18 protein-coding genes are annotated in these 25749 nt (G+C 62.7%); 12 read left to right on the top strand and 6 right to left on the bottom strand.

Translation table 11 applies throughout. The annotated features are described in order from the left end of the window. Positions 1-2 precede the first annotated feature (2 nt). The gene (cysN, locus tag AC0NIL_RS25130; protein ID WP_473572681.1) at positions 3-1940 is read left to right on the top strand and encodes a sulfate adenylyltransferase subunit CysN; all 1938 of its coding nucleotides are present in this window, start codon (positions 3-5) and stop codon (positions 1938-1940) included. Between the two features lie 10 nt (positions 1941-1950). Then, positions 1951-2742 (top strand): 3'(2'),5'-bisphosphate nucleotidase CysQ, encoded by a 792-nt coding sequence (gene cysQ, locus AC0NIL_RS25125; RefSeq protein WP_473572785.1) that lies wholly within the window; start codon positions 1951-1953, stop codon positions 2740-2742. Positions 2743-2756: 14 nt separating this feature from the next. On the opposite strand, the gene AC0NIL_RS25120 is transcribed toward cysQ, so the two are convergent. The 4 genes from AC0NIL_RS25120 to AC0NIL_RS25105 form a co-directional block, all read right to left on the bottom strand. Further along, complete coding sequence (locus AC0NIL_RS25120; protein WP_024503690.1) at positions 2757-3899, bottom strand: DegT/DnrJ/EryC1/StrS family aminotransferase; 1143 nt, start codon at positions 3897-3899, stop codon at positions 2757-2759. Positions 3900-4146: 247 nt separating this feature from the next. Continuing rightward, positions 4147-5070, bottom strand: a complete 924-nt coding sequence (locus AC0NIL_RS25115) for a carbohydrate kinase family protein (RefSeq protein WP_473572680.1) — start codon at positions 5068-5070, stop codon at positions 4147-4149. Further along, positions 5067-5513 carry an RbsD/FucU family protein gene (locus AC0NIL_RS25110; protein WP_275953698.1) on the bottom strand — a complete coding sequence of 149 codons (447 nt, stop codon included), beginning with the start codon at positions 5511-5513 and terminating at the stop codon, positions 5067-5069. The genes AC0NIL_RS25115 and AC0NIL_RS25110 overlap by 4 nt, the downstream gene beginning before the upstream one ends. Next, the gene (locus tag AC0NIL_RS25105) at positions 5513-6739 is read right to left on the bottom strand and encodes an ROK family transcriptional regulator (RefSeq protein ID WP_024503692.1); all 1227 of its coding nucleotides are present in this window, start codon (positions 6737-6739) and stop codon (positions 5513-5515) included. Before AC0NIL_RS25105 ends, AC0NIL_RS25110 begins: the two co-directional genes overlap by 1 nt. Positions 6740-7006: 267 nt before the next feature. On the opposite strand from AC0NIL_RS25105, the gene AC0NIL_RS25100 reads away from it, so the two are divergent. The 10 genes from AC0NIL_RS25100 to bglA all read left to right on the top strand — a co-directional run bounded on the left by AC0NIL_RS25100 (position 7007) and on the right by bglA (position 23236). Next, the gene (locus AC0NIL_RS25100; protein WP_395316708.1) at positions 7007-7984 is read left to right on the top strand and encodes a sugar ABC transporter substrate-binding protein; all 978 of its coding nucleotides are present in this window, start codon (positions 7007-7009) and stop codon (positions 7982-7984) included. 159 nt (positions 7985-8143) lie between these two features. After that, positions 8144-9205 carry an ABC transporter permease gene (locus AC0NIL_RS25095; protein ID WP_013532703.1) on the top strand — a complete coding sequence of 354 codons (1062 nt, stop codon included), beginning with the start codon at positions 8144-8146 and terminating at the stop codon, positions 9203-9205. Beyond that, positions 9181-9990: an ATP-binding cassette domain-containing protein gene (locus AC0NIL_RS25090; RefSeq protein ID WP_224621066.1), complete on the top strand. Its 810-nt coding sequence runs from the start codon at positions 9181-9183 to the stop codon at positions 9988-9990. Before AC0NIL_RS25095 ends, AC0NIL_RS25090 begins: the two co-directional genes overlap by 25 nt. Positions 9991-10222: 232 nt before the next feature. After that, on the top strand, positions 10223-12691 hold the full coding sequence (locus AC0NIL_RS25085; RefSeq protein WP_024503694.1) for a glycogen/starch/alpha-glucan phosphorylase: 2469 nt from the start codon (positions 10223-10225) through the stop codon (positions 12689-12691). A 108-nt stretch (positions 12692-12799) separates the two neighbouring features. Then, positions 12800-15013 (top strand): 1,4-alpha-glucan branching protein GlgB, encoded by a 2214-nt coding sequence (glgB, locus tag AC0NIL_RS25080; protein WP_063171712.1) that lies wholly within the window; start codon positions 12800-12802, stop codon positions 15011-15013. A 52-nt stretch (positions 15014-15065) separates the two neighbouring features. Next, positions 15066-16331 carry a glucose-1-phosphate adenylyltransferase gene (gene glgC, locus AC0NIL_RS25075; protein ID WP_013532699.1) on the top strand — a complete coding sequence of 422 codons (1266 nt, stop codon included), beginning with the start codon at positions 15066-15068 and terminating at the stop codon, positions 16329-16331. A gap of 3 nt (positions 16332-16334) precedes the next feature. Continuing rightward, positions 16335-17780: a glycogen synthase GlgA gene (gene glgA / locus AC0NIL_RS25070; RefSeq protein WP_473572679.1), complete on the top strand. Its 1446-nt coding sequence runs from the start codon at positions 16335-16337 to the stop codon at positions 17778-17780. A 3-nt stretch (positions 17781-17783) separates the two neighbouring features. Next, positions 17784-19412, top strand: coding sequence for an alpha-D-glucose phosphate-specific phosphoglucomutase (locus AC0NIL_RS25065; RefSeq protein WP_473572678.1), 1629 nt, complete (start codon positions 17784-17786; stop codon positions 19410-19412). A gap of 199 nt (positions 19413-19611) precedes the next feature. Next, positions 19612-21627, top strand: coding sequence for a glycogen debranching protein GlgX (gene glgX / locus AC0NIL_RS25060; RefSeq protein WP_224621063.1), 2016 nt, complete (start codon positions 19612-19614; stop codon positions 21625-21627). Next, positions 21614-23236, top strand: coding sequence for a beta-galactosidase BglA (gene bglA / locus AC0NIL_RS25055; RefSeq protein WP_473572677.1), 1623 nt, complete (start codon positions 21614-21616; stop codon positions 23234-23236). Before glgX ends, bglA begins: the two co-directional genes overlap by 14 nt. 10 nt (positions 23237-23246) lie before the next feature. Here the strand turns inward: bglA and AC0NIL_RS25050 are convergent, their stop codons facing one another. Beyond that, on the bottom strand, positions 23247-25031 hold the full coding sequence (locus tag AC0NIL_RS25050; RefSeq protein ID WP_473572676.1) for a TadG family pilus assembly protein: 1785 nt from the start codon (positions 25029-25031) through the stop codon (positions 23247-23249). After that, positions 25032-25445 (bottom strand): TadE family protein, encoded by a 414-nt coding sequence (locus AC0NIL_RS25045; protein WP_174564973.1) that lies wholly within the window; start codon positions 25443-25445, stop codon positions 25032-25034. Positions 25446-25749 lie beyond the last annotated feature (304 nt).

Below are 25749 nucleotides of genomic sequence, written 5' to 3'. Positions count from 1 at the left end.
CCATGCGCCACATCATGGCAAAGAGCCTCGCCCCCACCGACGGCGTTCGCGACTATCTGGCGGCGCAGGAGAAGAAGTCGCTGCTGCGCTTCCTGACCTGCGGCTCGGTCGATGACGGCAAGTCGACGCTGATCGGGCGCCTGCTGTCCGACACCAAGCAGATTTTCGAGGACCAGCTCGCCGCGCTCGAACGCGATTCGCGCAAGCATGGCACGACGGGCGACGACATCGATTTCGCACTGCTGGTCGACGGCCTCGAGGCCGAGCGCGAGCAAGGCATCACCATCGACGTCGCCTACCGTTTCTTTGCCACGCCGAAGCGCAAATTCATCGTCGCCGACACACCTGGCCACGAGCAATACACCCGCAACATGGCCACCGGCGCCTCGACCGCCGACCTGGCGATCGTGCTGATCAATGCCCGGCAGGGTGTGCTTCGCCAGACAAGGCGACATTCGATCATCGCCTCGCTGCTCGGCATCCGCCACGTCGTGCTGGCCGTCAACAAGATCGATCTTGTCGATTTCGATCAGACGGTTTTCGACCGGATCGTCGAAGACTACGGGCAATTCTCGCGCGATCTCGGCTTCCAGACCATTGTGCCGATCCCGACGTCGGCCCGTTATGGCGATAATGTCAGCCGTCGGTCGGAAAGCATGGAATGGTATTCCGGCCCAACGCTGATCGAGCATCTCGAAACCGTGTCGGTCGACCAAGCGATGGTCGAACTGCCGTTCCGTTTCCCGGTCCAGTATGTCAATCGTCCCAATCTCGACTTTCGCGGCTTTGCCGGCACGGTCGCTTCCGGCTCGGTTGCGCCCGGCGACGAGGTCGTTGTCGCCAAGTCGGGCAAATCCTCGCGCGTCAAGCGGATCGTCTCGTATGGCGGCGATCTCGCCCAGGCGGCTGCCGGACAGGCCGTCACGCTCGTCCTCGACGACGAAGTCGAAATCTCGCGCGGCAACATGCTGGTTTCGCCTGCCGCACGGCCGCAGGTCGCCGACCAGTTCGCCGCCAACATCGTCTGGTTCGACGAGCATGCGCTGCTGCCGGGCCGCTCCTACATCCTGCGCACCGAGACCGACCAGACCAGCGCCACCGTCACCGACCTGAAATACCGGATCAACGTCAACGACTTTGCCCATGAAGCGGCCAAGTCGCTCGAAATGAACGAAGTCGGCATCTGCAACATCTCGACGCGGACGCCGATCGCCTTTGATCCCTTCGCCGAAAACCGCACAACCGGCGCCTTCATCCTGATCGACCGCATCTCCAACGCCACGGTCGGCGCCGGCATGATCCTGCACTCGCTGCGTCGTGCCGAAAACATCCATTGGCAGTCGCTCGATGTCGGCAAGCGCGTGCGCGCCGACATGAAGAACCAGCGGCCCGCCGTGTTCTGGTTCACCGGGCTGTCGGGATCCGGCAAGTCGACCATCGCCAACCTGTTCGAAAAGAAGCTGTTCGCCACCGGCCGTCATACCTATATCCTCGACGGCGACAACGTCCGTCACGGTCTCAATCGCGATCTTGGCTTCACCGATGCCGATCGCGTCGAGAACATCCGCCGCGTCGCCGAGGTGGCGCGTTTGATGGCCGATGCCGGGTTGATCGTCATTGTTTCGTTCATTTCGCCGTTCAGCGCCGAACGGCGCATGGCACGTGAATTGATGGCCGACGGAGAATTCGTCGAGGTGTTCGTCGATACGCCCTTCGAGGAATGCGCCAGGCGTGATCCGAAGGGCCTCTATGCGCGCGCGCTGAATGGCGAGATCAAGAATTTCACCGGCGTCGATTCCCCTTATGAAGCGCCGGAAACCCCGGAGATCCATCTGCAGACACTCGGCAAATCGGCCGAAGAGATGGTCGACGCCCTGGAACACTGGCTGAACGAGCGCGACATTGCCGAAGACCAATACGATAGCGGCGGCGGCATCTGACGACAGGCTGATGCTCGAAATCTTCGAGCGCCTGGCCTTGTCGGCCGGGCGCGAGGTGATGCGCGTGTTCCACGCCGGCTGTGCGGTTGACCGCAAGTCCGACGCCTCGCCGGTGACCGAGGCGGACCGCGAGAGCGAAAAGATCATTCTCGCCGGACTGCGTGCCGCATTTCCCGATATCCCCTGCGTGGCCGAGGAAGAAGCTTCCGCCGGTATCGTGCCGCCCGACCTAAATGGGGCTTTCTTCCTGATCGATCCGCTCGACGGCACCAAGGAATTCGTCAACCGCCGCACCGATTTCACCGTCAACATAGCGCTGGTTCGCGATGGCGTGCCGGAAGTCGGCGTCGTGTATGCGCCCTGCACGGGCCGCTTCTTTTCCGGCCTGCCGGGAAGGGCGGAATCTCTCGAAATCGATGGCGGCTACCAGATCGTCGGCCGACAGCCGATCTCGGTGAGAACGGCCGTGGCGCCTCTGGCCGTCGTCGCCAGCCGTTCCCACAACACGCCGGAAACCGAGGCCTATATTCGCGACCTTGGTGCCGCCGAAATCGTCTCGGTCGGTTCGTCCTTGAAATTCTGCCTTCTCGCCAGTGCCGAGGCTGATGTCTATCCGCGCTTCGGCCGCACCATGGAATGGGACACGGCGGCAGGCGACGCCATCCTGCGCGCCGCCGGTGGCATGACGCGCACGCTCGATGGCCAGCCTCTGGTCTATGGGAAGCGCCGGCAAAGCGACGACGAGGATTTCGCCAATCCGCATTTCATTGCCAGCGGCGGGGCAGGGGTCAGCCCCGCCTGAGAAGGCCCGGTAGCTTACTCGGCCGCTGCCTGCGCCGAATTCGAGCCTATATAGTTGCGGATCGTCTCGATGATGCGGTCCTGGTCGGCTTCGCTGAGATAAGGGTGCATCGGCAGGCACAGGATCCGCTTCGGCAGGTCTTCCGAAACGGCAAGGCCGGTCGGCGTGCGCGGATAGTCGCGATAAGCGACCTGGGCATGCAGCGGCTTCACATAGTAGATGACAGACGGAATGCCCTTTTCGCCGAGATGCGCCCTCAGCCCGTCGCGCTTCGGCGTCTCGATGGCGTATTGCGCCCAGGCCGAACGGCTGCCGTCCAGATTGCGGGCGGCGGTAACGACGTCGCCAAGCCCATCGGCATAGCGCTTTGCCACGACCTGCCGGGCGACCATCTCGTCTTCGAGAATGGCCAGCTTCTCGATGAGGATCGCCGCCTGTATCGTGTCGAGCCGCGAATTGATGCCGACGCGGACATTGTCGTACTGCGTCTCGCCCTTGCCATGAAAGGCGAACGAGCGAAGCTGTTCGGCCAGCGCATCGTCATTGGTGAACATCGCGCCGCCGTCGCCGTAGCAGCCAAGCGGTTTTGCCGGATAGAAGCTGGTCGAGCCGACCGCACCGAAGGAGCCGCACATCTTGCCGTCGAGCGAACCGCCCATCGACTGGGCGGCATCCTCGATCACCATCAGGCCTTCGCGGTTGGCGATCGCCATGATCGCCTCGTAATCGGCGGCAAGGCCAAACAGATCGACGGGAATGATTGCCTTCGGCTTCAGCCTTCCTTCCTTCTTGATCATGGCAATGGCCGCTTCGAGGCTGGCAATGTCGATGTTGTAGCTGTGCGGGTCGACATCGACGAACACCGGCTCGGCCTTGGCCAGCGCCACCACTTCGGCGGTGGCGGCGAACGTGAAGCTCGGCACGAACACCGCGTCACCCGGGCCGACGCCGGCCGCAAACAGCGGCAACAGCAGCGCGTCGGTGCCGTTGGCGCAGGCCACGACATGCTTGGTGCCGATATAGGCGGCAAGCTTGTTCTCGAATTCGGTGACTTGCGGGCCAAGAATATAGCGGCCCTCGTCAACGACACGGTCGATCGCGGCCTTCAGCCGGTCGCGGATTCGTTCGCGCTGCGCGCCAAGATCGATGAACTGCATGTCGGCCTCAAAATGGGTTAGCCAGATAATCGGCCGCTGGTACCAGAGTTGCGCTTGCCGAGAAAGCCGGGCAGGCGGAGCCCTAAATTGCGGAAGTGTCGCAGCCCGTTACCAGTTTTCCCGGCGAATGTCAGTCAGATGCCGGAAATCCGGGCTTCGTCGGGCGCCATCCGGCCCTTATAGCCTTGGAAAGAGCCCCTGCGAAACATAAAGTGATCGATTGGGCTCAACTTATGTTGAGCGTTGCTCAGGCGATTTCATGTCGCCAGGGTGGATTGGCGCCGGCCCGCGACACGGTCACTGCCGCCGCCTTCGCGCCGAGCGCCAGCGCCTTATGGATGGCGTCTTCCGACAGTCCGGAAATCGCCGCTTTCGTCAGCAGGCCTTGCTCGTGCAGCGAGGCGAGGATGCCGGCGTTGAACGTGTCGCCGGCGCCGACCGTGTCGACCACCTCGACCCTTTCGGGCACGACGGCAACCGCATGTTCCCTGGTATAGCCGACCGCGCCTTCGCCGCCATGGGTGATGACGATCAGCTTCGGGCCGCGGTCCAGCCAATTGCGGATGACATCCTCATGCGAGCCGGCTTCGCCGAACCAGTTCAGGTCTTCGTCCGACAGTTTCACGATGTCGGCCATCGCCATCATGGTGCGAATGCGCTTGAGGTGCTTGGCCTTGTCCGGGATGAAGTTCGGCCGGATGTTGGGGTCGAGCATCATGACGCGGCTTTCATGCTCGCGCCGCATGAACTCTTCATAGGCACTGCCGGCGGGCTCGGAAATCAGGCTGATGGCGCCGAACAGCATGGCTTCGATCTCGTTGCCGAGCTGCGGCAAATCGTCGATCGTCAGCATGCGTCCGGCGGTGTTCTCGTCATAGAAAGTGTACGTCGCCTGGCCGTTGGTGAGCTTGACGAAGGCCAGCGTGGTTGGCCGTGGCGAGGTGTGTGCATAGGTGGAACTGACCTTGCTCGCCCCAAGCGCATCCCGGAATTGGCCGCCGAACAGATCCGACGACAGGCCGGAAAAGAAGCCGGCCGGCGCGCCGAGCCGGCCAAGTGCGATTGCCGTGTTGAACACGGCGCCGCCGACATAAGGCGCAAAGGCCGGCTCGCCCGCTGTCGTCGTGCGCGGCAGCATGTCGATCAGGGCTTCGCCGCAGCAGAGGATCATGGCTTCTTGGTCTCCGGCGGATAGATCACGCCCTTGCGTATGATGATGTTGGCGTAGAGCCGCGGCTCGCTTGTCGCGACGATGGCATGCGCCGATTTGACCCGTGCATAGAAGTCGGCGCCGGCCAGCGCAACCACCTTGCGGCCTGGCGCCCGTTTGGCGCAGATCGCTTCGATCTCATGATGGACAGGATCGGCAAGCGAGGGATCGCCTCGGACCGAGGCGCGAAACAGCGCCTCCGGCACGGCGTCATCGACAGGCAGGACACTCAATATCGCGTCGAGTACCGGGATAAGAGGGTGGCCATCGGCGCGTACCAGTCGGGTTGCCTGCTGTTCCGCCGGATAGTTTCCGTCGACAAGGGCGATTTCGTCGCCATGGCCCATGCCGCGCAGGATCGCCAGAAGCTCCGGACCGAGCAGCGCCGGGATTCCGACCAGCATCAGGCGCTCCTGGAAATCGTCGTCGAGCCGATCAGGAAGCGTTCGGAAAGCGGCAGGCTGGCGCCGCCGAGCGCCCGGGCATGGATACCGACGGTTCCCTCGCGAATGGCGGGCAGCTTCAAGCCTTCGCCGTCGATCGTGGCGATTGCCGCAATGATGGCGTCGACCAGCTGGCGGCGCACCGCCTTCGGCATCCAGCCGTCGATCACCGCCGCTTCGAAATCGATGATCGAGGATGCGGCGACGATGGCGTAAGCGAGCGCCCTTGAGGCGCTGGCGATCCAGCCGTCGAGTTCGGGTCCGATCTCGCCCCAGTCTTCCGGCGAGGTCCACAGATGCGAGGCCTCGATGCCGCGCGCATTGAGCGCCTTTTCGAGCATGGCGATGGAAGCGACATCGATCAGTTGGGTCGGCTTGCCGTCCGGCCCGGGCACGGGCATGGAGCCGAGCGCTCCGGCATTGCCGGTCGGGCCGCCAAAAAGCCGGCCGTTCAGCACGATGCCGCCACCGGCAAAGGCGCCGATATAGAAATAGACGAAGTCACGCGCAGCGCCCGCCTGCCCGAAGACGAGTTCGGCGCCGCAGGCCGACGTGGCGTCGTTCTGCAAATAGACCGGAAAATCGCATTGCGCCTGGATGTCGGCCCTGATGTCGCGGTGACGCCATTCGTCCATCACGTCGCGCGGGGCGCCGGCGGTATCGGCCCAGTTCCACAATTCGAACGGCATGGCGATGCCCAGCCCGGCGATGCGCTTGTCTTGCGCGGGCGTCAGCTCGCCGCGCATCTGCCGCATGCCGTTGCTGACGAAGTCCACCGTCTCGCGCGGCGCCGGGTAGCGATAGGAATGCTGCAGCATCGAACGGACATTGCCAAGGAAGTCGATCAACACCAGTTCAGCGCTGCGGCGGCCGATCTTCAGGCCGATGAAGAAAGCGCCTTCGGGATTGAGCGCCATCGGGATGGAAGGCTGGCCGATCTTGCCGCGCAACGGCGCCTGACGCAGCAGGAGGCTTTCTTCCTCCAGCTCGCGCATGATGACGGAAACCGTCTGCGCCGAAAGTCCGGTCATGCGGGCGATGTCGGATTTTGCCAGGCTGCCGTGTTGACGCACCAGCGACAGCACCAACCGCTCATTGTGATCGCGCATGCCGCTCTGGTTGGTGCCGCGGTGAATGAGACTGTCATTCACCTCGGGCGAACCGTGCCTCGCAATGGCCGTTTCCACCCTGTTCCTCCCGTCGTTTCCCCTCAATGCTTTTGGGCCAGAATGGGTGAACGAAGCAATGCTGTCAATAATAAATAAGAGTGATTTAATTATTGACAGGGGCTTCGGCCTGGTGTCTGTTAAGGCAGCGTCCACGCTGGGAGAATTTCGTTGGATGCGCTGCAGGTGCCGGTTGGCCGGCATCGGAATGGTTCCACTGGGAGGAAAATCGTGACCAATACAAAATTGTTGAAATCGACCGTGTTTGCCGCCGCGGCTCTGGGGCTGATGGCGTTTGCCTCGTCCGCATCCGCGGCCGGTGTCGGCGCCTGCCTGATCACCAAGACCGACACCAATCCCTTCTTCGTCAAGATGAAGGAAGGCGCGACCGCGAAGGCCAAGGAGCTCGGCGTCGACCTCAAGACCTATGCCGGCAAGATCGACGGCGACAGCGAGAGCCAGGTCGCGGCGATCGAAAGCTGCATCGCCGACGGCGCCAAGGGTATCCTGATCACCGCATCCGACACCAAGGGCATCGTGCCGACCGTGAAGAAGGCGCGTGATGCCGGCCTGCTGGTGATCGCGCTCGACACGCCGCTCGATCCGATCGACGCCGCCGATGCGACCTTCGCGACGGACAATCTCGAGGCAGGCAAGCTGATCGGGGCCTGGGCCGCCGCCACGCTCGGCGACAAGGCCAAGGACGCCAAGATCGGTTTCCTTGACCTGACGCCTTCGCAGCCGACTGTCGACGTGCTGCGCGACCAAGGCTTCATGATGGGCTACGGCATCGACGTGAAGGATCCCAACAAGATCGGCGACGAGACCGATCCGCGCATCGTCGGCCATGACGTCACCAACGGCAACGAAGAGGGCGGCCGCAAGGCGATGGAGAACCTCCTGCAGAAGGACAACACCATCAACGTCATCCACACCATCAACGAGCCGGCCGCTGTCGGCGCCTACCAGGCGCTCAAGGCTGTCGGCCTCGAAAGCCAGGTGCTGATCGTTTCCGTCGACGGCGGCTGCCCCGGCGTGAAGTCGGTGGCCGAAGGTGTCATCGGCGCCACTTCGCAGCAATACCCGCTGCAGATGGCTGCACTCGGCATCGAGGCGATCGCCGCCTTTGCCAAGGACGGAACCAAGCCGAAGCCGACCGAAGGCAAGAACTTCTTCGACACCGGCGTCAACCTGGTGACCGACAAGCCGGCCACCGGCGTCAAGTCCATCGACACCAAGGAAGGCCTCGCCAAGTGCTGGGGCTGATGCCGTTCTGACCGGCATCCAAGGAACCTGAGCGGTCGGGGCTTGATCCCCGGCCGCTTCGGGTGGACGATGGCTCGCGTGACCGCGAACAATCCCGGCAGCAGACCGGAAAGGCGTGGACTGGCGTCGGCGTTTGGCTGAAGCCTACGGGGAGAAAACATGGCTCAAGCTCAGGAATTCGAGAAGGTTCTCTCGAGCAGCGACACCAGCGTTGCTGCTTTTGACGAGCACAAATCGGCCGTCAAGCGTATCCAGCATTTCTTGCATTCGACGCCGGCCGCGGTGCCGCTGATCGTCCTGGTTCTGGCGATCATCGTCTTCGGCATCACCATCGGTGGGCGTTTCTTTTCGTCCTACACGCTGACGCTTATCCTGCAGCAGATCGCCATCATCGGCATTCTGGGGGCTGCGCAGACATTGGTCATCCTGACCGCGGGCATCGACCTGTCGATCGGTGTGATCATGGTGATTTCAGCGGTGATCATGGGCAATTGCGCGGTCTCCTACGGCATGCCGAGCGCGCTCGCAGTGGCGATCGGGCTTGCCGCCGGCGCCGCCTGCGGGCTGCTCAACGGGGTGCTTGTCGCCTACATGAAGCTACCACCCTTCATCGTGACGCTTGGCACCTGGAACATCGTCATGGCCACGAACTTCATCTATTCGGCCAACGAGACGATCCGCGACACCGACGTCGATACCCAGGCGCCGCTGCTGCATCTCTTTGCCATCAGTTTCAAGGTCGGCACTGCGGTGCTGACGCTCGGCGTCATTGCCACGGTCCTGCTCGTGATGATCCTCTGGTACGTGCTCAATCACACGGCGTGGGGCCGCCATGTCTACGCCGTTGGCGATGACCAGGAGGCGGCGAAGCTGTCGGGCATCCAGACCAAGAAGGTGTTGATGACGGTCTACACCTTGGCCGGCCTGATCGCCGCTTTCGCGGCCTGGGTCTCCATCGGCCGCAACGGCTCGATCTCGCCGTCGGCTGCCGTCACCGACTACAATCTGCAGGCCATCACCGCGACGGTGATCGGCGGTATTTCCCTCTTCGGCGGACGCGGCTCCATCCTGGGCACGCTGTTCGGCGCGATGATCGTCGGCGTCGTTTCCATGGGCCTCAACATGCTGGGCGCCGATCCGCAATGGAAGGTGCTGCTCACCGGTGTGCTGATCATCGGCGCCGTGGCAGTCGACCAATGGATCAGAAAGGTGTCGGCATGACCATGACCCAGGAACCCATCCTCACCGCGCGTGGCCTGATCAAGCGCTATGGCCGTGTCACCGCCCTCGACAATGCCGACTTCGACCTTTATCCCGGCGAAATCCTCGCCGTCATCGGCGACAACGGCGCCGGCAAGTCGTCGCTCATCAAGGCGATTTCCGGCGCGGCCGTGCCCGACGAAGGCGAGATCCGGCTTGAAGGCAAACCCGTCGCCTTCAAATCGCCGATGGAGGCACGCGAAGCCGGCATCGAGACCGTCTACCAGAATCTGGCACTGTCGCCGGCGCTCTCGATCGCCGATAACATGTTCCTTGGCCGCGAGATCCGCAAACCGGGTTTTCTGGGCGATTGGCTGCGTATGCTCGACCGTCCGGCGATGGAAAAGCGCGCCCGCGACAAGCTTACCGAGCTTGGCCTGATGACCATCCAGAACATCAGCCAGGCTGTGGAAACGCTCTCGGGCGGCCAGAGGCAGGGCGTTGCGGTGGCGCGCGCGGCCGCCTTCGGCAGTCGTGTGGTGATCATGGACGAGCCGACGGCCGCCCTTGGCGTCAAGGAAAGCCGCCGCGTGCTCGAGTTGATCCTCGACGTCAAGAAGCGCGGCCTGCCGATCGTGCTGATCTCGCACAACATGCCGCATGTCTTCGAAGTGGCCGACCGCATTCACATCCACCGGCTCGGCCGTCGCCTCTGCGTCATCGATCCCAAGCAATATACGATGTCCGATGCCGTGGCCTTCATGACCGGAGCAAAGGTTCCGCCCGAGGCAGCGCTGGCGGCCTGATACATGTCGCCCAAGTGCTGGAGGGTTGGCGGCACGGCAAGCACGGAACAGGAATTTGAAGCGCGTCGCGCGACCGTCTTGGCGCGTCACACTTGCGAATTGCCAAATTGCCGCAGGGGGCATGCCGGTTCGGGCATGTTTAAATCGATTGAATATATAGCGGTATCAGCTAGCATGGGCTGGGAGGAGCGATGAAAGCCGGTATGATCATGGCAACCGCACGAGAGGCATCATGACGAGCGCGATGACATCCGAACCCCTTCCTCCACTGCTCGAAAATCCTGATCCCAAGACACTCGCACGTGAAGTCTTGGTGGCCCTCAAATACCGGGTCGGCAAGGATACCACCGTTGCGACCCAGTACGACTGGCTGACCGCCTCGATCAAGGTCGTGCGCGACCGGATCGTCGATCGCTGGATGCAGGCGACGAAGGAGGCGTACGATCAGAAGGAAAAACGCGTCTATTATCTGTCTCTGGAGTTCCTCATCGGCCGCCTGATGCGCGATGCCTTCTCCAATCTCGGCCTGATGGACAACATGCGCGAGGCCCTGTCGTCCCTGGGCGTCGATCTCGATCTCATCGCCGCACTCGAGCCGGATGCCGCACTTGGCAATGGCGGCCTCGGGCGGCTTGCGGCCTGCTTCATGGAAAGCATGGCGACCGTCGACATTCCCGCGCATGGCTACGGCATCCGCTACGCCAACGGCATGTTCCGCCAGGAGATTCACGACGGCTGGCAGGTCGAATTGCCTGAAACCTGGCTCGATCACGGCAACCCGTGGGAATTCGAACGCCGTGAGCGCTCGTTCGAGGTCGGTTTCGGCGGTTCGGTGGAATCGATCACCTCCAAGGACGGCCGCCTCGAACGCCATGTCTGGAAGCCGACCGAGCATGTGCTGGCCGTCGCCTATGATACGCCCGTCGTCGGCTGGCGGGCCAACCGCGTCAACACGCTGCGGCTCTGGTCGGGCATGCCGGTCGATCCGATCCTGCTCGACAAGTTCAATGCCGGCGACCACATCGGCGCGCTCGCCGAAAGCAACAAGGCCGATGCCTTGTCGCGCGTGCTCTATCCCGCCGATTCCCACAAGGCCGGGCAGGAACTGCGGCTTCGGCAGGAATATTTCTTCTCCACCGCATCGCTGCAGGATATCGTCCAGCGCCATCTCAGCCAATATGGCGACCTGAAGTCCTTGCCCGACAAGGCTGCGATCCACCTGAACGACACCCATCCGGCCATCGCTGTGCCGGAGTTGATGCGCCTGTTGATGGACGTCCACGGCATGGACTTCGATCAGGCCTGGGACATCACCCAGCGCACCTTCGGCTACACCAACCACACGCTGCTGCCCGAGGCACTGGAAAGCTGGCCGGTGCCGCTGTTCGAGCGGCTTTTGCCGCGCCACATGCAGATCGTCTATGCCATCAACGCTGAAGTGCTTCTGGAGGCGCGTGCGTCCAACCAGTTCTCGGACGAGCAGATCGGCCGCATCTCGCTGATCCAGGAAAATGGCGACCGCCGGGTGCGCATGGGCAATCTGGCCTTTGTCGGTTCGCACTCGATCAACGGCGTTTCGGCGCTTCACACCGACCTGATGAAGGAGACGGTGTTCGCCGATCTGCACAAGCTCTATCCCGATCGCATCAACAACAAGACCAACGGCATCACGCCGCGGCGCTGGCTGATCCAGTGTAATCCCGGGCTGACGTCGCTTGCCCGCGAGGCGATCGGCGACCGCTTTCTCGATGACATCGACGCCATCAAGGATCTCGACGGTTTCGCCGGCGATGCCGCCTTTCGCGACAAGTTCGCCGCCGTCAAGCGAGCCAACAAGGCGCGGCTGGCCAACCTCGTCGCCGACCGGCTCGGCATCAAGGTCGATCCCTCGGCGCTTTTCGACATCCAGATCAAGCGTATCCATGAATACAAGCGCCAGCTTCTGAATATCCTCGAGGCGATCGCCCTCTACGACCAGATCCGCTCGCATCCCGAGCGCGACTGGATGCCGCGCGTGAAATTCTTCGGCGGCAAGGCGGCGCCCAGCTACCACAATGCCAAGCTGATCATCAAACTCGCCAACGATGTCGCCAAGGTCATCAACCGCGATCCGGCCGTGCGCGGTCTGCTGAAGGTGGTGTTCGTGCCGAACTACAATGTCAGCCTTGCCGAGATCATGATGCCGGCCGCCGATCTGTCCGAACAGATCTCGACCGCCGGCATGGAAGCGTCGGGCACCGGCAACATGAAGTTCGCGCTGAACGGTGCGCTGACCATCGGCACGCTCGACGGTGCCAATGTCGAGATCAAGGAATGCGTCGGCGACGACAACATCTTCATCTTCGGCCTGACCACCGCCGAGGTCGCCGAGCGGCGCAACAACGGCTACGATCCGCGCGCCGTCATCGAAGGCTCGCCTGAGCTGGCGCAAGCGGTTGCGGCTGTTTCGTCAGGCGTCTTCTCGCCGGACGATCCGGAGCGTTACCGCGATCTCATCAACGGTCTCTACAACAGCGACTGGTTCATGGTTGCCGCCGATTTCGATGCCTATGCCGCCGCCCAGCGCGAGGTCGATGCGGTCTGGCGCAACAGTCCCGACTGGTACGCCCGGGCAATCCGCAATGTTGCGCGTGTCGGCTGGTTCTCCTCCGATCGCACGATCCGCCAATATGCGAAAGAAATCTGGAACGTGCCTGTCTGATGTGATTGCATGAGGCCGCAAACAATGTGGTCCCGGTGATGTGAATTTGAATGTTGGATTCACATCACTAGAAACAAACACTTGGTGCCCGGGGAGGGACACTGCCTGATGAAGAAGCCGCGCGCGACCGCTGCGACAAGCGGGCCGGATGGACTGGCGCCAGCCGGCGATGTCGCGGCGATTGTTGCCGGCACGCACGGAGATCCCTTCGCCGTCCTTGGTGTCCATGAGGTCGGCAAGAGCCTGTATGCCCGGTGCTTTGTTCCGAATGCCGAATTCGTCACCGCCTACACGCTGACCGGCACCATCGCGGGTGAATTGTCCAGGCGCGACGATGGCGGCTTTTTCGAAGGCAAGCTCTCGATCAAGAAGCGGCAACCCCTGCGCTATCATGCCAGGAACGCCGGCGGCGACTGGTGGCTGACCGATCCCTATTCGTTCGGTCCGGTGCTGGGCCCGATGGACGATTACTACATCGCCCAAGGCTCGCATCTAAGGCTGTTCGACAAACTCGGCGCCCATGTCATCGATCACGAAGGCGCCACCGGAGTGCATTTCGCCGTCTGGGCTCCCAATGCGCGGCGCGTCTCTGTGGTCGGCGACTTCAACGAGTGGGACGGCCGCCGGCACACCATGCGAGACCGCCGCGACACCGGTATCTGGGAACTGTTCGTACCCGACATCGGTGCCGGACGACCCTACAAATACGAGATCATCGGCCCCGATGGTGTGAGGCTGCCGCTGAAGGCCGACCCGTTCGCCTTCAAATCCGAACTGCGTCCGGCTACTGCTTCGGTCGTGGCGGTGCCGCCGGCGCACGAGTGGGGCGACGAGGCGCATCGCAATTTCTGGCGCAATGCCGATCACCGGCGAGAAGCCATCTCGATCTACGAGGTCCATGCCGGCTCCTGGCAGCTTCGCGACGACGGAACGTTCCTGTCATGGGACGAGTTGGCCGACCGGCTGATCCCCTATGTGGTTGAGACCGGTTTCACCCACATCGAATTCATGCCGATCTCTGAACATCCCTACGACCCGTCCTGGGGCTACCAGACGACCGGCCTTTACGCGCCGTCGGCCCGCTTTGGCGACCCGGACGGCTTTGCCCGTTTCGTCGATGGCGCCCACCGCGCCGGCGTCGGCGTCATCCTCGACTGGGTGCCGGCACATTTCCCGGTCGACGCGCATGGCCTGGCCAATTTCGATGGCACCGCGCTCTATGAACATGCCGATCCGCGCAAGGGTTTTCATCCCGACTGGAACACCGCGATCTACAATTTCGGCCGCCGCGAGGTGGTGTCGTTCCTGGTCAACAATGCGCTGTTCTGGGCCGAGAAATACCATGTCGACGGTTTGCGCGTCGACGCGGTCGCCTCGATGCTCTACCTCGACTATTCGCGCAAAGCCGGCGAATGGATCCCCAACGAGAAGGGCGGCCGCGAGAATCTCGAGGCGGTCAGCTTCCTGCAGAAGATGAACAAGGAGGTCTATGGCCATCATCCGGGCGTCATGACCATCGCCGAGGAATCGACCTCATGGCCGAAGGTCTCGGCACCGGTGCATGAAGGCGGCCTCGGCTTCGGCTTCAAGTGGAATATGGGCTTCATGCACGACACGCTGGAGTATTTCTCCAAGGAGCCGATCTTCCGAAAACACCACCACAACGACCTCACCTTCGGCCTGACCTACGCCTTCTCGGAGAATTTCGTGCTGCCGCTCTCGCATGACGAGGTCGTGCACGGCAAAGGCACGTTGCTCGGTAAGATGGCCGGCGACGACTGGCAGAAGTTTGCGACGCTGCGTGCCTACTACGCTTTCATGTGGGGCTATCCCGGCAAGAAGCTGCTGTTCATGGGACAGGAGTTCGCGCAGCGCCGAGAATGGAGCGAGGCGCGCGCGCTGGACTGGAATCTGCTGGAGTTCAGGCCGCATCGCGGCGTCTGGCAGACGGTGCGCGATCTCAACTATCTCTACCGTTCGCGCCCGGCGCTGCATGGCCGCGACTGCGAACCGGAAGGGTTCTCCTGGCTGATCGTCGACGACAGCCAGAATTCGGTTTTTGCCTGGCTGCGCAGCGCGCCGGGCGGCAGCCCGGTGGCCGTCATTTCCAATTTCACGCCGGTGCCGCGCGATAATTATCGCGTGCCGTTGCCGACATCAGGCAAATGGCGCGAGATCATCAACACCGACGCTTCTGAATATGGCGGTTCCGGCAAGGGCAATGGCGGCATGGTCGAGGCGCGGGCGGAGGAAGGAAGCATCGCCGCGACGATGCTCTTGCCGCCGCTGTCCACGATCATGCTCGAGCTCGTCGCCGACTGAACCCATCGACACTGAGTAACATGTCGAGATCGAGTAACTTGGGAGGGTAGAAATGGCAGACTTGAAACGGACCCAGCCGCTGGCGCGCGATGCCATGGCCTATGTATTGGCCGGCGGCCGTGGCAGCCGCCTCAAGGAACTGACCGACCGGCGCGCCAAGCCGGCCGTGTATTTCGGCGGCAAGACGCGCATCATCGACTTCGCGCTCTCCAACGCGCTTAACTCCGGCATTCGACGCCTCGGCGTTGCCACCCAGTACAAGGCACATTCGCTGATCCGTCATTTGCAGCGCGGCTGGAACTTCCTGCGCCCCGAGCGAAACGAAAGCTTCGACATCCTGCCGGCCAGCCAGCGCGTCTCGGAAACGCAATGGTATGAGGGCACGGCTGACGCCGTCTATCAGAACATCGACATCATCGAGGCCTACGGACCCGAATACATGGTCATCCTGGCTGGCGACCACATCTACAAGATGGACTACGAGATGATGCTTCGCCAGCACGTCGACGCCAATGCCGACGTCACCGTTGGCTGCCTCGAAGTGCCGCGCATGGAAGCCACCGGCTTCGGCGTCATGCATGTCGATGGCAAGGACAACATCATCGCCTTCGTCGAAAAGCCCGCCGATCCGCCCGGCATTCCCGATAAGCCGGAGTTTGCCTTGGCCTCGATGGGCATTTACGTCTTCAAGACCAAGTTTTTGATGGAGCAGTTGCGCCGCGATGCGGCCGAGCCGGGGTCGAGCCGCGACTTCGGCAAGGACATCATCCCCTATATCGTCCAGCACGGTAAGGCGATCGCGCACCGCTTCGCCAAGTCCTGCGTCCGCTCGACCGCCGAGAACGAGGCCTACTGGCGCGATGTCGGAACGGTCGACGCCTATTGGGAAGCCAATATCGACCTGACCGATATCACGCCGGAGCTCGACCTCTACGACCGCGACTGGCCGATCTGGACCTATGCCGAATTGAAGCCGCCGGCAAAGTTCGTGCATGACGAGGATGGCCGCCGCGGTTCGGCTGTGTCTTCGCTGGTTTCGGGTGATTGCATCGTCTCGGGGGCTTCGCTGAAAAAAAGCCTGATCTTCACCGGCGCGCGCATCAATTCCTATTCGACGCTCGAAGAAGTCGTCATGCTGCCCGACGTTCATGTCGGCCGGAACGCAAAGTTGAAGCGCGTGGTCATCGACCATGGTGTTAGGATACCGGAAGGGCTGGTGGTCGGCGAAGATCCTATTCTCGACGCCAAGCGCTTCCGCGTTTCCGAAAAGGGCATCTGCCTGGTCACCCAGGACATGATCGACAAGCTGGGGCTCTGACGCATGCAGGTTCTGTCGGTCACGCCGGAAATTTTCCCGCTCATCAAGACCGGTGGGCTTGCCGACGTGACCGGCGCGCTGCCCATTGCCTTGGCGGCCAAGGGCGTGACCGTGCGCACGCTCATTCCCGGCTTTCCGACCGTCATGGCTGCCTTCAAGAAAAAGCGGGCGGTTCTGCAATACCCCTTGCTGCAGGGCGGCAAGGCCTCTGTCCATTCCGTCCAACTCGCCGGGCTCGAACTGTTCGTGCTCGATGCGCCGCATCTGTTCGACCGTCCCGGCGGCCCCTATGGCAATGCGACTGGCGTCGACTGGCCAGACAATTGGCGGCGTTTCGCGGCACTGAGCCAGGTCGGCGGCGACATCGCCGGCGGCGCCATCTCGGGCTACCAGCCCGACATCGTGCACGCCCATGACTGGCAGTCGGCGATGACGCTGGCCTATATGCGCTATGGCAAGGCGGTGGGCGTGCCTTCGATGATGACCGTCCACAACCTCGCCTTCCAGGGCCAGTTCGGCGCCGGCATTTTCGGCGAGCTTGGCTTGCCGGCGGCGGCGATGGCGCTCGACGGCATCGAATATTATGGTGGTGTCGGCTTCCTCAAGGCGGGCCTGCAGGCCGCCTGGGCGATCACCACGGTCAGTCCGACCTACGCGCAGGAAATCCGCTCGCCCGAATTCGGCATGGGCCTCGACGGCCTCGTCAACATGCGCTCCAGCGATCTCTATGGCATCGTCAACGGCATTGACACCGGCATCTGGGATCCGGAAACCGACAAGCATCTGGTGTCCAACTACACGGGCAGCACGCTGAAGGCGCGCGCACCCAACAGGGCTGCCGTGGAAGATCGCTTCAGCCTTGAGCGCGATGACAGCCCGATCGTCTGCGTGGTCAGCCGCCTGACCTGGCAAAAGGGCATGGACATATTGGCGCTGGTGGTCGACGGCATTGTCGCGACGGGTGCGCGGCTCGCCATCCTGGGATCGGGCGATGCCGGTCTCGAAGGCGCGCTGCTTGCCGCTGCCGCCCGGCATCGCGGCCGCATCGGTGTGGTCGTCGGCTACGACGAGGGGCTGTCGCACATCATGCAGGGCGGCTGCGAGGCCATCGTCATTCCCTCGCGCTTCGAACCGTGCGGGCTGACGCAGCTTTACGGCCTGCGCTATGGCTGCGTGCCGGTGGTCGCGCGCACCGGCGGCCTCGCCGACACGGTCATCGACGCCAATGAGGCTGCCGTCTCTGCCGGCGTCGCCACCGGCTTCCAGTTCGCGCCCAACAATGGCGGCGCCTTGCTGCACGCTATCCGCCGCCTCGTCGACGCCCATGCCAGTCCGACGGTCTGGGAATCGCTGCAGCGCCAGGGCATGAAAGCCGATGTGTCGTGGGACAAGAGCGCGGAAAAATACGTCGAACTCTATCGTTCGCTGCTTTCGAAAAGGGTTGCCTGAAGCATGATACGGACCGTTCCCACCAAGCCTTATTCCGACCAGAAGCCCGGCACGTCGGGCCTGCGCAAGAAGGTGCCTGTCTTTCAGCAGGAGCACTATGCCGAGAATTTCATCCAGTCGATCTTCGACGCGCTCGACGGTTTCAAGGGCAAGACCCTGGTGATCGGTGGCGACGGCCGCTTCTACAACCGCGAGGTCATCCAGAAGGCCATCGCCATCGCAGCCGCCAACGGCTTCGGCAAGGTGATGGTCGGGCAGGGCGGCATCCTGTCGACGCCAGCCGCTTCGCATGTCATCCGCAAATACAAGACCTTCGGCGGCATCATCCTGTCGGCCAGCCACAATCCGGGCGGCCCGCATGAGGATTTCGGCATCAAGTACAATGCCGGCAATGGCGGCCCGGCGCCGGAAAAGCTCACCGACGCGATCTTCGAAAAGACCAAGGCGATTTCGAGCTTCAAGATCGCCGATATCGATCCGATCGACATCGACATAACGGGAACGGTCAAGGCCGCCGGCATGACGGTCGAGATCATCGATCCGGTCGTGGACTATGCCGCGCTGATGGAAAGCCTGTTCGATTTCGACGCCCTGCGCAAACTCTTCAAGTCCGGCTTCCGCATGCGCTTCGACGCCATGCACGCGGTGACCGGTCCCTACGCCAAGGAGATCCTGGAAAACCGGCTCGGCGCGCCCAATGGCACCTGCCGCAATTTCAAGCCGCTGCCGGATTTCGGCGGCCACCATCCGGACCCGAACCTTGTCCACGCCAAACACCTCTATGACGAGATGATGGGACCGGACGCGCCGGATTTCGGTGCCGCCTCGGATGGGGATGGCGACCGCAATCTGATCATCGGCAAGGGCATTTTCGTCACCCCGTCGGATTCGGTCGCCATGCTCGCCGCCAATGCGCGTCTGGCGCCCGGCTACAAGGCCGGTTTGAAAGGCATTGCACGCTCGATGCCGACCAGTGGCGCGGCCGATCGCGTTGCTGAAAAACTCGGCGTCGGCATCTATGAGACTCCGACCGGCTGGAAATTCTTCGGCAATCTGCTCGATGCCGACATGGCGACGATCTGCGGCGAGGAGAGTGCCGGCACCGGCTCCAACCATGTCCGCGAAAAGGACGGCCTGTGGGCGGTGCTTTTGTGGCTCAACATCCTTGCCGCGCGTGGCGAAAGCTGCAAGCAGATCGTCACCGAGCACTGGGCGACCTACGGTCGCAACTACTATTCGCGGCACGATTATGAAGAGGTCGAGAGCGACCGCGCCAACGCGCTGGTCGACGAACTGCGTGCCAAGCTCGGCTCGCTGCCTGGCACCAGCGTGCGCGGCCTGAAAATCGCCAGCGCCGACGATTTTGCCTATCACGATCCGGTCGACGGTTCGATCAGCGAGCATCAGGGCATCAGGGTTCTGTTCGAAGGTGGTTCGCGGGTCGTCTTTCGGCTGTCCGGCACCGGCACGTCGGGCGCGACGTTGCGCGTCTACATCGAGCGCTACGAGCCGGACAAGTCTCGGCACGATCTCGACACCCAGGCCGCCCTTGCCGATCTGATTGCCGCGGCTGACGATATTGCCGGGATTCACAGCCATACCGGCCGCCCCAAGCCGAGCGTGATCACTTGAGAGTGGCTGCGCGCGTTTCACCTTCTCCCCTTGTGGGAGAAGGTGGCCGAGCGAAGCTCGGTCGGATGAGGGGTGCTCCAGCTTGGCGCAAACCGATGTCCAGATCACCAACGCCGCGGTCCTTCCAACACCCCTCATCCGTCTCGGCGCTGCGCGCCGATCCACCTTCTCCCGCAAGGGGAGAAGGTGAGGCGCGGGCATGACCCAGCTCGGCGCCACAGTCACCCGCGAAGGCATCCGCTTTGCCGCCTGGTCGCAGGCCGCCCGTCGGCTTTGGGTCTCGATCTTCGAGGAGCAGGGCATGCGGGAAATCGAACGGCTCGAACTGCAGCGGGAAGGCGAGGGCGTCCACGCGCTGTTCGTTGCAGGTCTTGGCTCCGGAACCCGCTACGGTTTCCGCGCCGACGGGGACTATGCGCCGGAGCATGGACTGTGGTTCGACCCCGACAAATTGCTGACCGATCCCTACGCCGTCGAGATTGACAGGCCTTATGCCTACGACTGGCGGCTGGCCGATCGCCGGGGCGAGGGGGGCGATACCGCGTCGCTGATGCCGAAGGCGATCGCGGCTGCGCTACCGAAGCCTGTGCAGGCTGCGCCGCCGCTCTTCCGCGCCGGCGGCCTGGTCTACGAAATTCCGGTGCGCGCCTTCACCATGCTGCATTCGGACGTTCCCGAAAAATTGCGCGGAACAGTCGCCGCACTTGCTCAACCGGCGATCGTCGAGCACCTGAAAAAACTCGGCGTTGGCGCGGTCGAACTGATGCCGGTGACCGCGTCGATCGACGAACGGCATCTGCCGCCGCTCGGGCTGCGCAACGCCTGGGGCTACAATCCCGTGACGTTCATGGCCCTCGATCCGCGCCTTGCGCCGGGCGGCATCATGGAACTGCGAAACACGGTCGCTGTGCTGCGCCAGGCTGGTATCGGCGTCATCCTCGACCTCGTCTTCAACCACACCGGCGAGAGCGACAGGCTTGGTCCCACGCTGTCGCTGCGCGGCTTCGACAACCAGGCCTACTACCGGCACACACCTGATGGCAGGCTGGCCAACGACACCGGTACCGGCAACACAGTCGCTTGCGACCATCCTGTGGTCCAGGAGATGGTCCTCGACACGCTTCGCCATTTCGTCAGGGATGCCGGTGTCGATGGCTTCCGCTTCGACCTCGCTCCCATTCTGGGGCGGGTCGAGGGCACATTCGATGCCGAGGCGCCGCTGCTGAGAGCGATGCGCGATGACGCACTGCTGGCCGATCGCGTGTTGATCGCCGAGCCGTGGGACATCGGCCCCGACGGCTATCAGCTCGGCAATTTTCCAGCGCCCTTCCTCGAATGGAACGACAAGTATCGCGACGATGTCAGACGGTTCTGGCGCGGCGACGCCGGCATGGTCGGCGCCCTGGCGACCCGGCTCGCCGGTTCGTCAGATGTGTTTGCCGCGAACGGGCAAGGCGCCAGCCGCAGTGTCAATTTCATCGCCGCCCATGACGGCATGACGCTCGCCGACATCGTGCGCTACGAGCGCAAGCACAACGAAGCCAATGGCGAGCAGAACCGCGACGGCCACAATGAAAACCTGTCCTGGAACAACGGCGTGGAAGGTGATGCGGACAACCCGGCCGTGGCAGCGGCTCGCCAGAACGATCAGCGCGCGCTGCTCGCCACGTTGTTTGCCTCGCGCGGCATCATCATGCTGACCGCGGGCGACGAATTCGGCCGCACCCAGCAAGGCAACAACAACGCCTATGCCCAAGACAACGAGATCACCTGGCTCGACTGGGCCGGCCGCGACCAGGCGCTGGAGCGCTACACAGCGGCACTCTCGAGGCTGCGCCGATCGATGCCGGCGCTTTCCGACACAAGCTTCCTCACTGGCCAGCCGCCGGCAGGTTCGGAGATACCGGACGTCGCATGGCTTGCTGAGACGGGCGCGCCGCTCGATGAACAGAGCTGGCAGGATCCGCAGCGGCACCGTCTTGTCATGGTCCTGAGTGGCGCCAGCGATGACGGCCGCCGTCTTGCGGTGCTTATCAACGGCGATCGCCGGGCCTGCATGTTCACCTTGCCTGAACGAGACGGATTCTTCTGGGCCCCAGATATCGAAGCGCCGGATGCGGCGGATATCTCGCGGCCAATATCCGGGCGGACGATGATCTTCATGATCGAACGAGCGCAGGCCGGCACAAGGGAGAAGCGCAATGGCGGCGAGTGACAAGAAGGGATGGTGGCGCGGTTGCGTCATCTACCAGATCTATCCGCGCTCCTTCCAGGACACGACCGGCGATGGCAGCGGCGATCTCGCCGGTATCACATCGAGGCTCGCCCATGTCGCCTCGCTCGGTGTCGACGCCATCTGGCTGTCGCCTTTCTTCAAGTCGCCGATGGCCGATATGGGCTACGACGTGTCGGACTACTGCGATGTCGATCCGATGTTCGGCACGCTCGAGGATTTCGATGCGCTGGTCGCCGAGGCGCATCGTCTCGGCCTGAAGATCATCATCGACCAGGTGCTGTCGCATTCATCCGACAAGCACGACTGGTTTGTCGAAAGCCGCGCCAGCCGCGATAACCCCAAGGCCGACTGGTATGTCTGGGCCGATACCAAGCCAGATGGCAGCGCGCCAAACAACTGGCTCTCCGTCTTCGGTGGCCCGGCCTGGGAATGGGATTCGACCCGTCGGCAGTATTACATGCACAATTTCCTCCCCTCGCAGCCCGATCTGAATTTCCACAATCCGGAGGTTCAGGACGCGCTTCTGGAAACCGTGCGCTTCTGGCTGGAGCGCGGCGTCGACGGTTTTCGGCTCGATACGGTCAATTACTATGTCCACGACCGCTGGCTGCGCAGCAATCCACCCTTGGCATCAAGCGTCGCCGGCACCAACAGCGAGACCAACACCTACTTTTACCAGGAGCACCTGTTCGACAAGACGCAGCCGGAAAACCTGGCGTTCCTGCGCCGCTTCAGGGCGCTGCTCGACGAATATGACGACCGTGCTGCCGTCGGCGAGATCGGCGATGAAGGCCGCTCGCTGCAGACGCTCGCCGCCTATACCTCAGGCGGCGACAAGCTGCATATGTGTTACACCTTCGACCTGCTCGGTCCGCAGTTCTCGGCCGCGCATGTGCGTGGCTGCGTCGAAGCCTTCGAGGCGGCCGTCTCCGACGGCTGGGTCTGCTGGGCCTTCTCCAACCATGACGTGGCGCGCCATGTCAGCCGCTGGACAAGGCCGGACAGCGAGCCCGACGCGGTCGCAAGATTCTCGATCATGCTGCTCGCCTGCCTGCGCGGCTCGATCTGCCTCTATGAGGGCGAGGAACTCGGGCTGGAGGAGGCGGAGCTGGCCTATGAAGATCTGCGCGATCCCGTCGGCATCCGCTTCTGGCCAGGCGTCAAGGGCAGGGATGGGTGCCGCACGCCGATGGTGTGGGAGGCCGGCGCCGACAATGCAGGCTTCTCCACGGCCAGGCCCTGGCTGCCGATACCGGCCAGCCATCGCGCTCGCGCCGTCGACGTCCAGAATGCCGACACGGTCTCTGTGCTCGCGTCCTACCGGGCTGCGCTGGCCTTGCGCGGGGAGCATGAGGCGCTGATATCCGGCTCGATCCGCTTTCTCGACGCCGAGGGTGACCTGCTCGCTTTCATCCGCGACGGCGGCGGTGAAAGACTGCTCTGTGTCTTCAATTTCGCCGGAGGACCGGCCAATTGGCCGTTGCCGGGGGACATCGGAGCGGTTGCGCAGCTGGATGGCAATGCCGCGGTCGTCGAGACTGAGCTTTTGCTGCCAGCGCTCGGAGCCTTTTTGGGCAGGCTCGACTGATATCCCGACGTTACTGCACCAGCACGGCACGTCCGCATGTCGCGCCGGTGACCCGGACATCGGCCACGCCGAGATGCACGCCGAGCGTATCGAGCAGGCTGTAAAGCAATGTGTCGACTGGTGCGGTCACGGTTTTCAAGAGCGCTAAGACCGGCTGCTTTACGACGCCGAGTATGGCGGTTAGGTCAAGCCCGATGATGCCAAGCGGACCGACGTAGAGCGACAGATCGTTGACAAGTGACGCGGTCAGCGTCTGGGTCAGGTCCCGTGTTGGCGTCGCCTTTATGATCTTGGCAGCGATCTCGGTTTTATTGAAGACCAGGTTGGTCGGGTTGACGTTGGTGACGTCGGCCCCAGCCGAACCCTTCACCTGTAGCAGCGGGATTTTTAGCAGCAGCAGATTGAGGCTGGCATCCGCGATGTTGGCGTCGGAGAACGACTGTTCGTTGCTGAAATCGGCAAAGGCAGTGGGGTTGTTATCGGTATCGCTGGCCGCAAGTTTCAGCGCGGCGACGCCAGGCTTCGCGGCAATGGTAACCTTCAGGCTGTCGGGGCCGGTCGGGCAGCTGATGTCGGTCAGCTTGGCCTCGGCATAGGCCACTTCGACATTCAGTGGCAACCTGACCGACAGCAGGCTGATGCCGCCGCTCAGGTTCGGATTACTGCCGACCCCAAGGGTGAACAGCAGCTTGATGCGCGTTTGCGCGGTGCGCACCACGGTGCCGGCTTCTCCAACCGCCAGCCATGGCGAGGATTGCGGCGGTTCGCCGATGGCGATGGCGAGCGTGGTCGACAGCACCCCGGGAATGGTGGCGCCGAGGGCGACGTCGACCTGTTTTGAACCGTTTGCCAGTCCGGCGGCGGCCGTCAGCATTCCCAAGGCGCTGGCGTCGACGCCGAGGCCGGCGGGCCTTTGGCCGAGGCCCAACTTGCCGACGGAGCCGAGATCGACCAGATGACTGAGCGGGATCTGGACCGTGCTGGTCGACTTGGACGCGATCGTCTGCAGGGCGACCTTGGCCGTGTTGCCAAGCCCAGGCACATTGGCCATGGCCGTGGCGATCTGGCCGACGGTCGCCTTCGATGCCAACACATCCGAATACGAGACGCCAGTTAGGTTCAGCTGTGTGGCAAGGCCGTCCACGAAGGAGAGCACGCTCACATCCGCGGAGATCAGCGCGTTGTAGTCCATGACACTGAGCGAGATGTTGCTGCCGAGCAGTCCGCCGAGAAGCGCGTTGAGGATACCGCCATCGAGGCTGGCGAGCCTCGATCCGACCGAGAACGTCGCCTGTGGCGTCATGCTGGCGGTGGCTTGGGTGCCGATGACGGGAGTGGGGATCAGCGAACTCGCGAAATAGCGGGCGGGGATCTTCTTCAGGGTGACACGGACGGCATTGTAGGGGGTTATGCTGGCCTGGAAACGCTGGCCCACATTGGCCCCGGATGCCACATATCGCCCGGGCGTGACCGTCACGACGGTTTTGCCGACCGCCGGCTCGATCGTCTGTCCCGAGCTTTGAACGACAACCCCTGGCATGCCGTTGTCGGTCAGCGTGGTAACGACCGCTGTATTGACATTGGTCATGTTCGAGGCGGCGGTGATCGCCGCCAGATCCACCATTGCCTGCGCTTCGCGGCGCTCGGTGTAGATCGAGGCTTCGTCGATGGCCACTGCGGCCAGCGCCAGCGCCACCGGCGCGCTCAATGCCGCCATGACGGTGAAGTTTGCTTTCCTGTCACTCAGCATCAACCGGGCAAGCCGACCGATCCCATTGCACGCATGCAGCAGCATTCAAATGCCCCCGACCCTGATCGTTGACTGGCGCCTGATCGTGGTCCCGGGCATGGCTATGCCCGGGAAAAGGTTCCAGATCGGCAGGTTGCGGGCGTCGTATTGTATGGACACCACGAACTGGCTTCCATCGGCCGAGCTGTCGTTGGCCTGGTAGGTCAACTTGCTGACATCCACGAAGGGATATCCGCCGGCATTGTTGGTGACGAAGCTGGCTACGAGCGTTTGACGTTCGGTTTGGTTCAACCCGGCAATTGCCGTGCGGGCGGCATCCGCTGCGATCTGCTGGATCGAGTTGGCGGCGCCGAAGTATATACCGTATGCAACCATTCCGAGTAGAAGAAGAATGAAAATCGGTGAAAGTAAGGCAAACTCAACCGCAGAGGTACCGCGCTCTTCTTGAAATTTCCGCATTAGTTGACGGATTTTGGGCAATTTACTTGCTCCGTTACTCATAGCCGCCGCGCGTCTGAAGCTCGAACTGTATAGAAGGTACTCGTAATGTAACCTCAGGTTGCTTAAGAACGCATTAAGACATTCCGGCAAACTGGCATGGCTCCCGATTCGCGGTGAAAAATAGCGTCGAGGTGAAGAAACCAAGTCAAGCTTTTGGTTTCGGCTGGTGTTTCAGCGGCCACACCATAGCTTTCGTCGGCCTTACTTTGGGTGACCCAGAGAGTCTGTTGAAATAAAAATTCTCCGCGTTAGTGTCTGGGCA

This window comes from Mesorhizobium sp. WSM1343 (assembly GCF_055901535.1).
The sequence above is the reverse complement of the archived record's forward strand: the minus strand, read 5'-3'. Positions and strand labels throughout refer to the sequence as shown.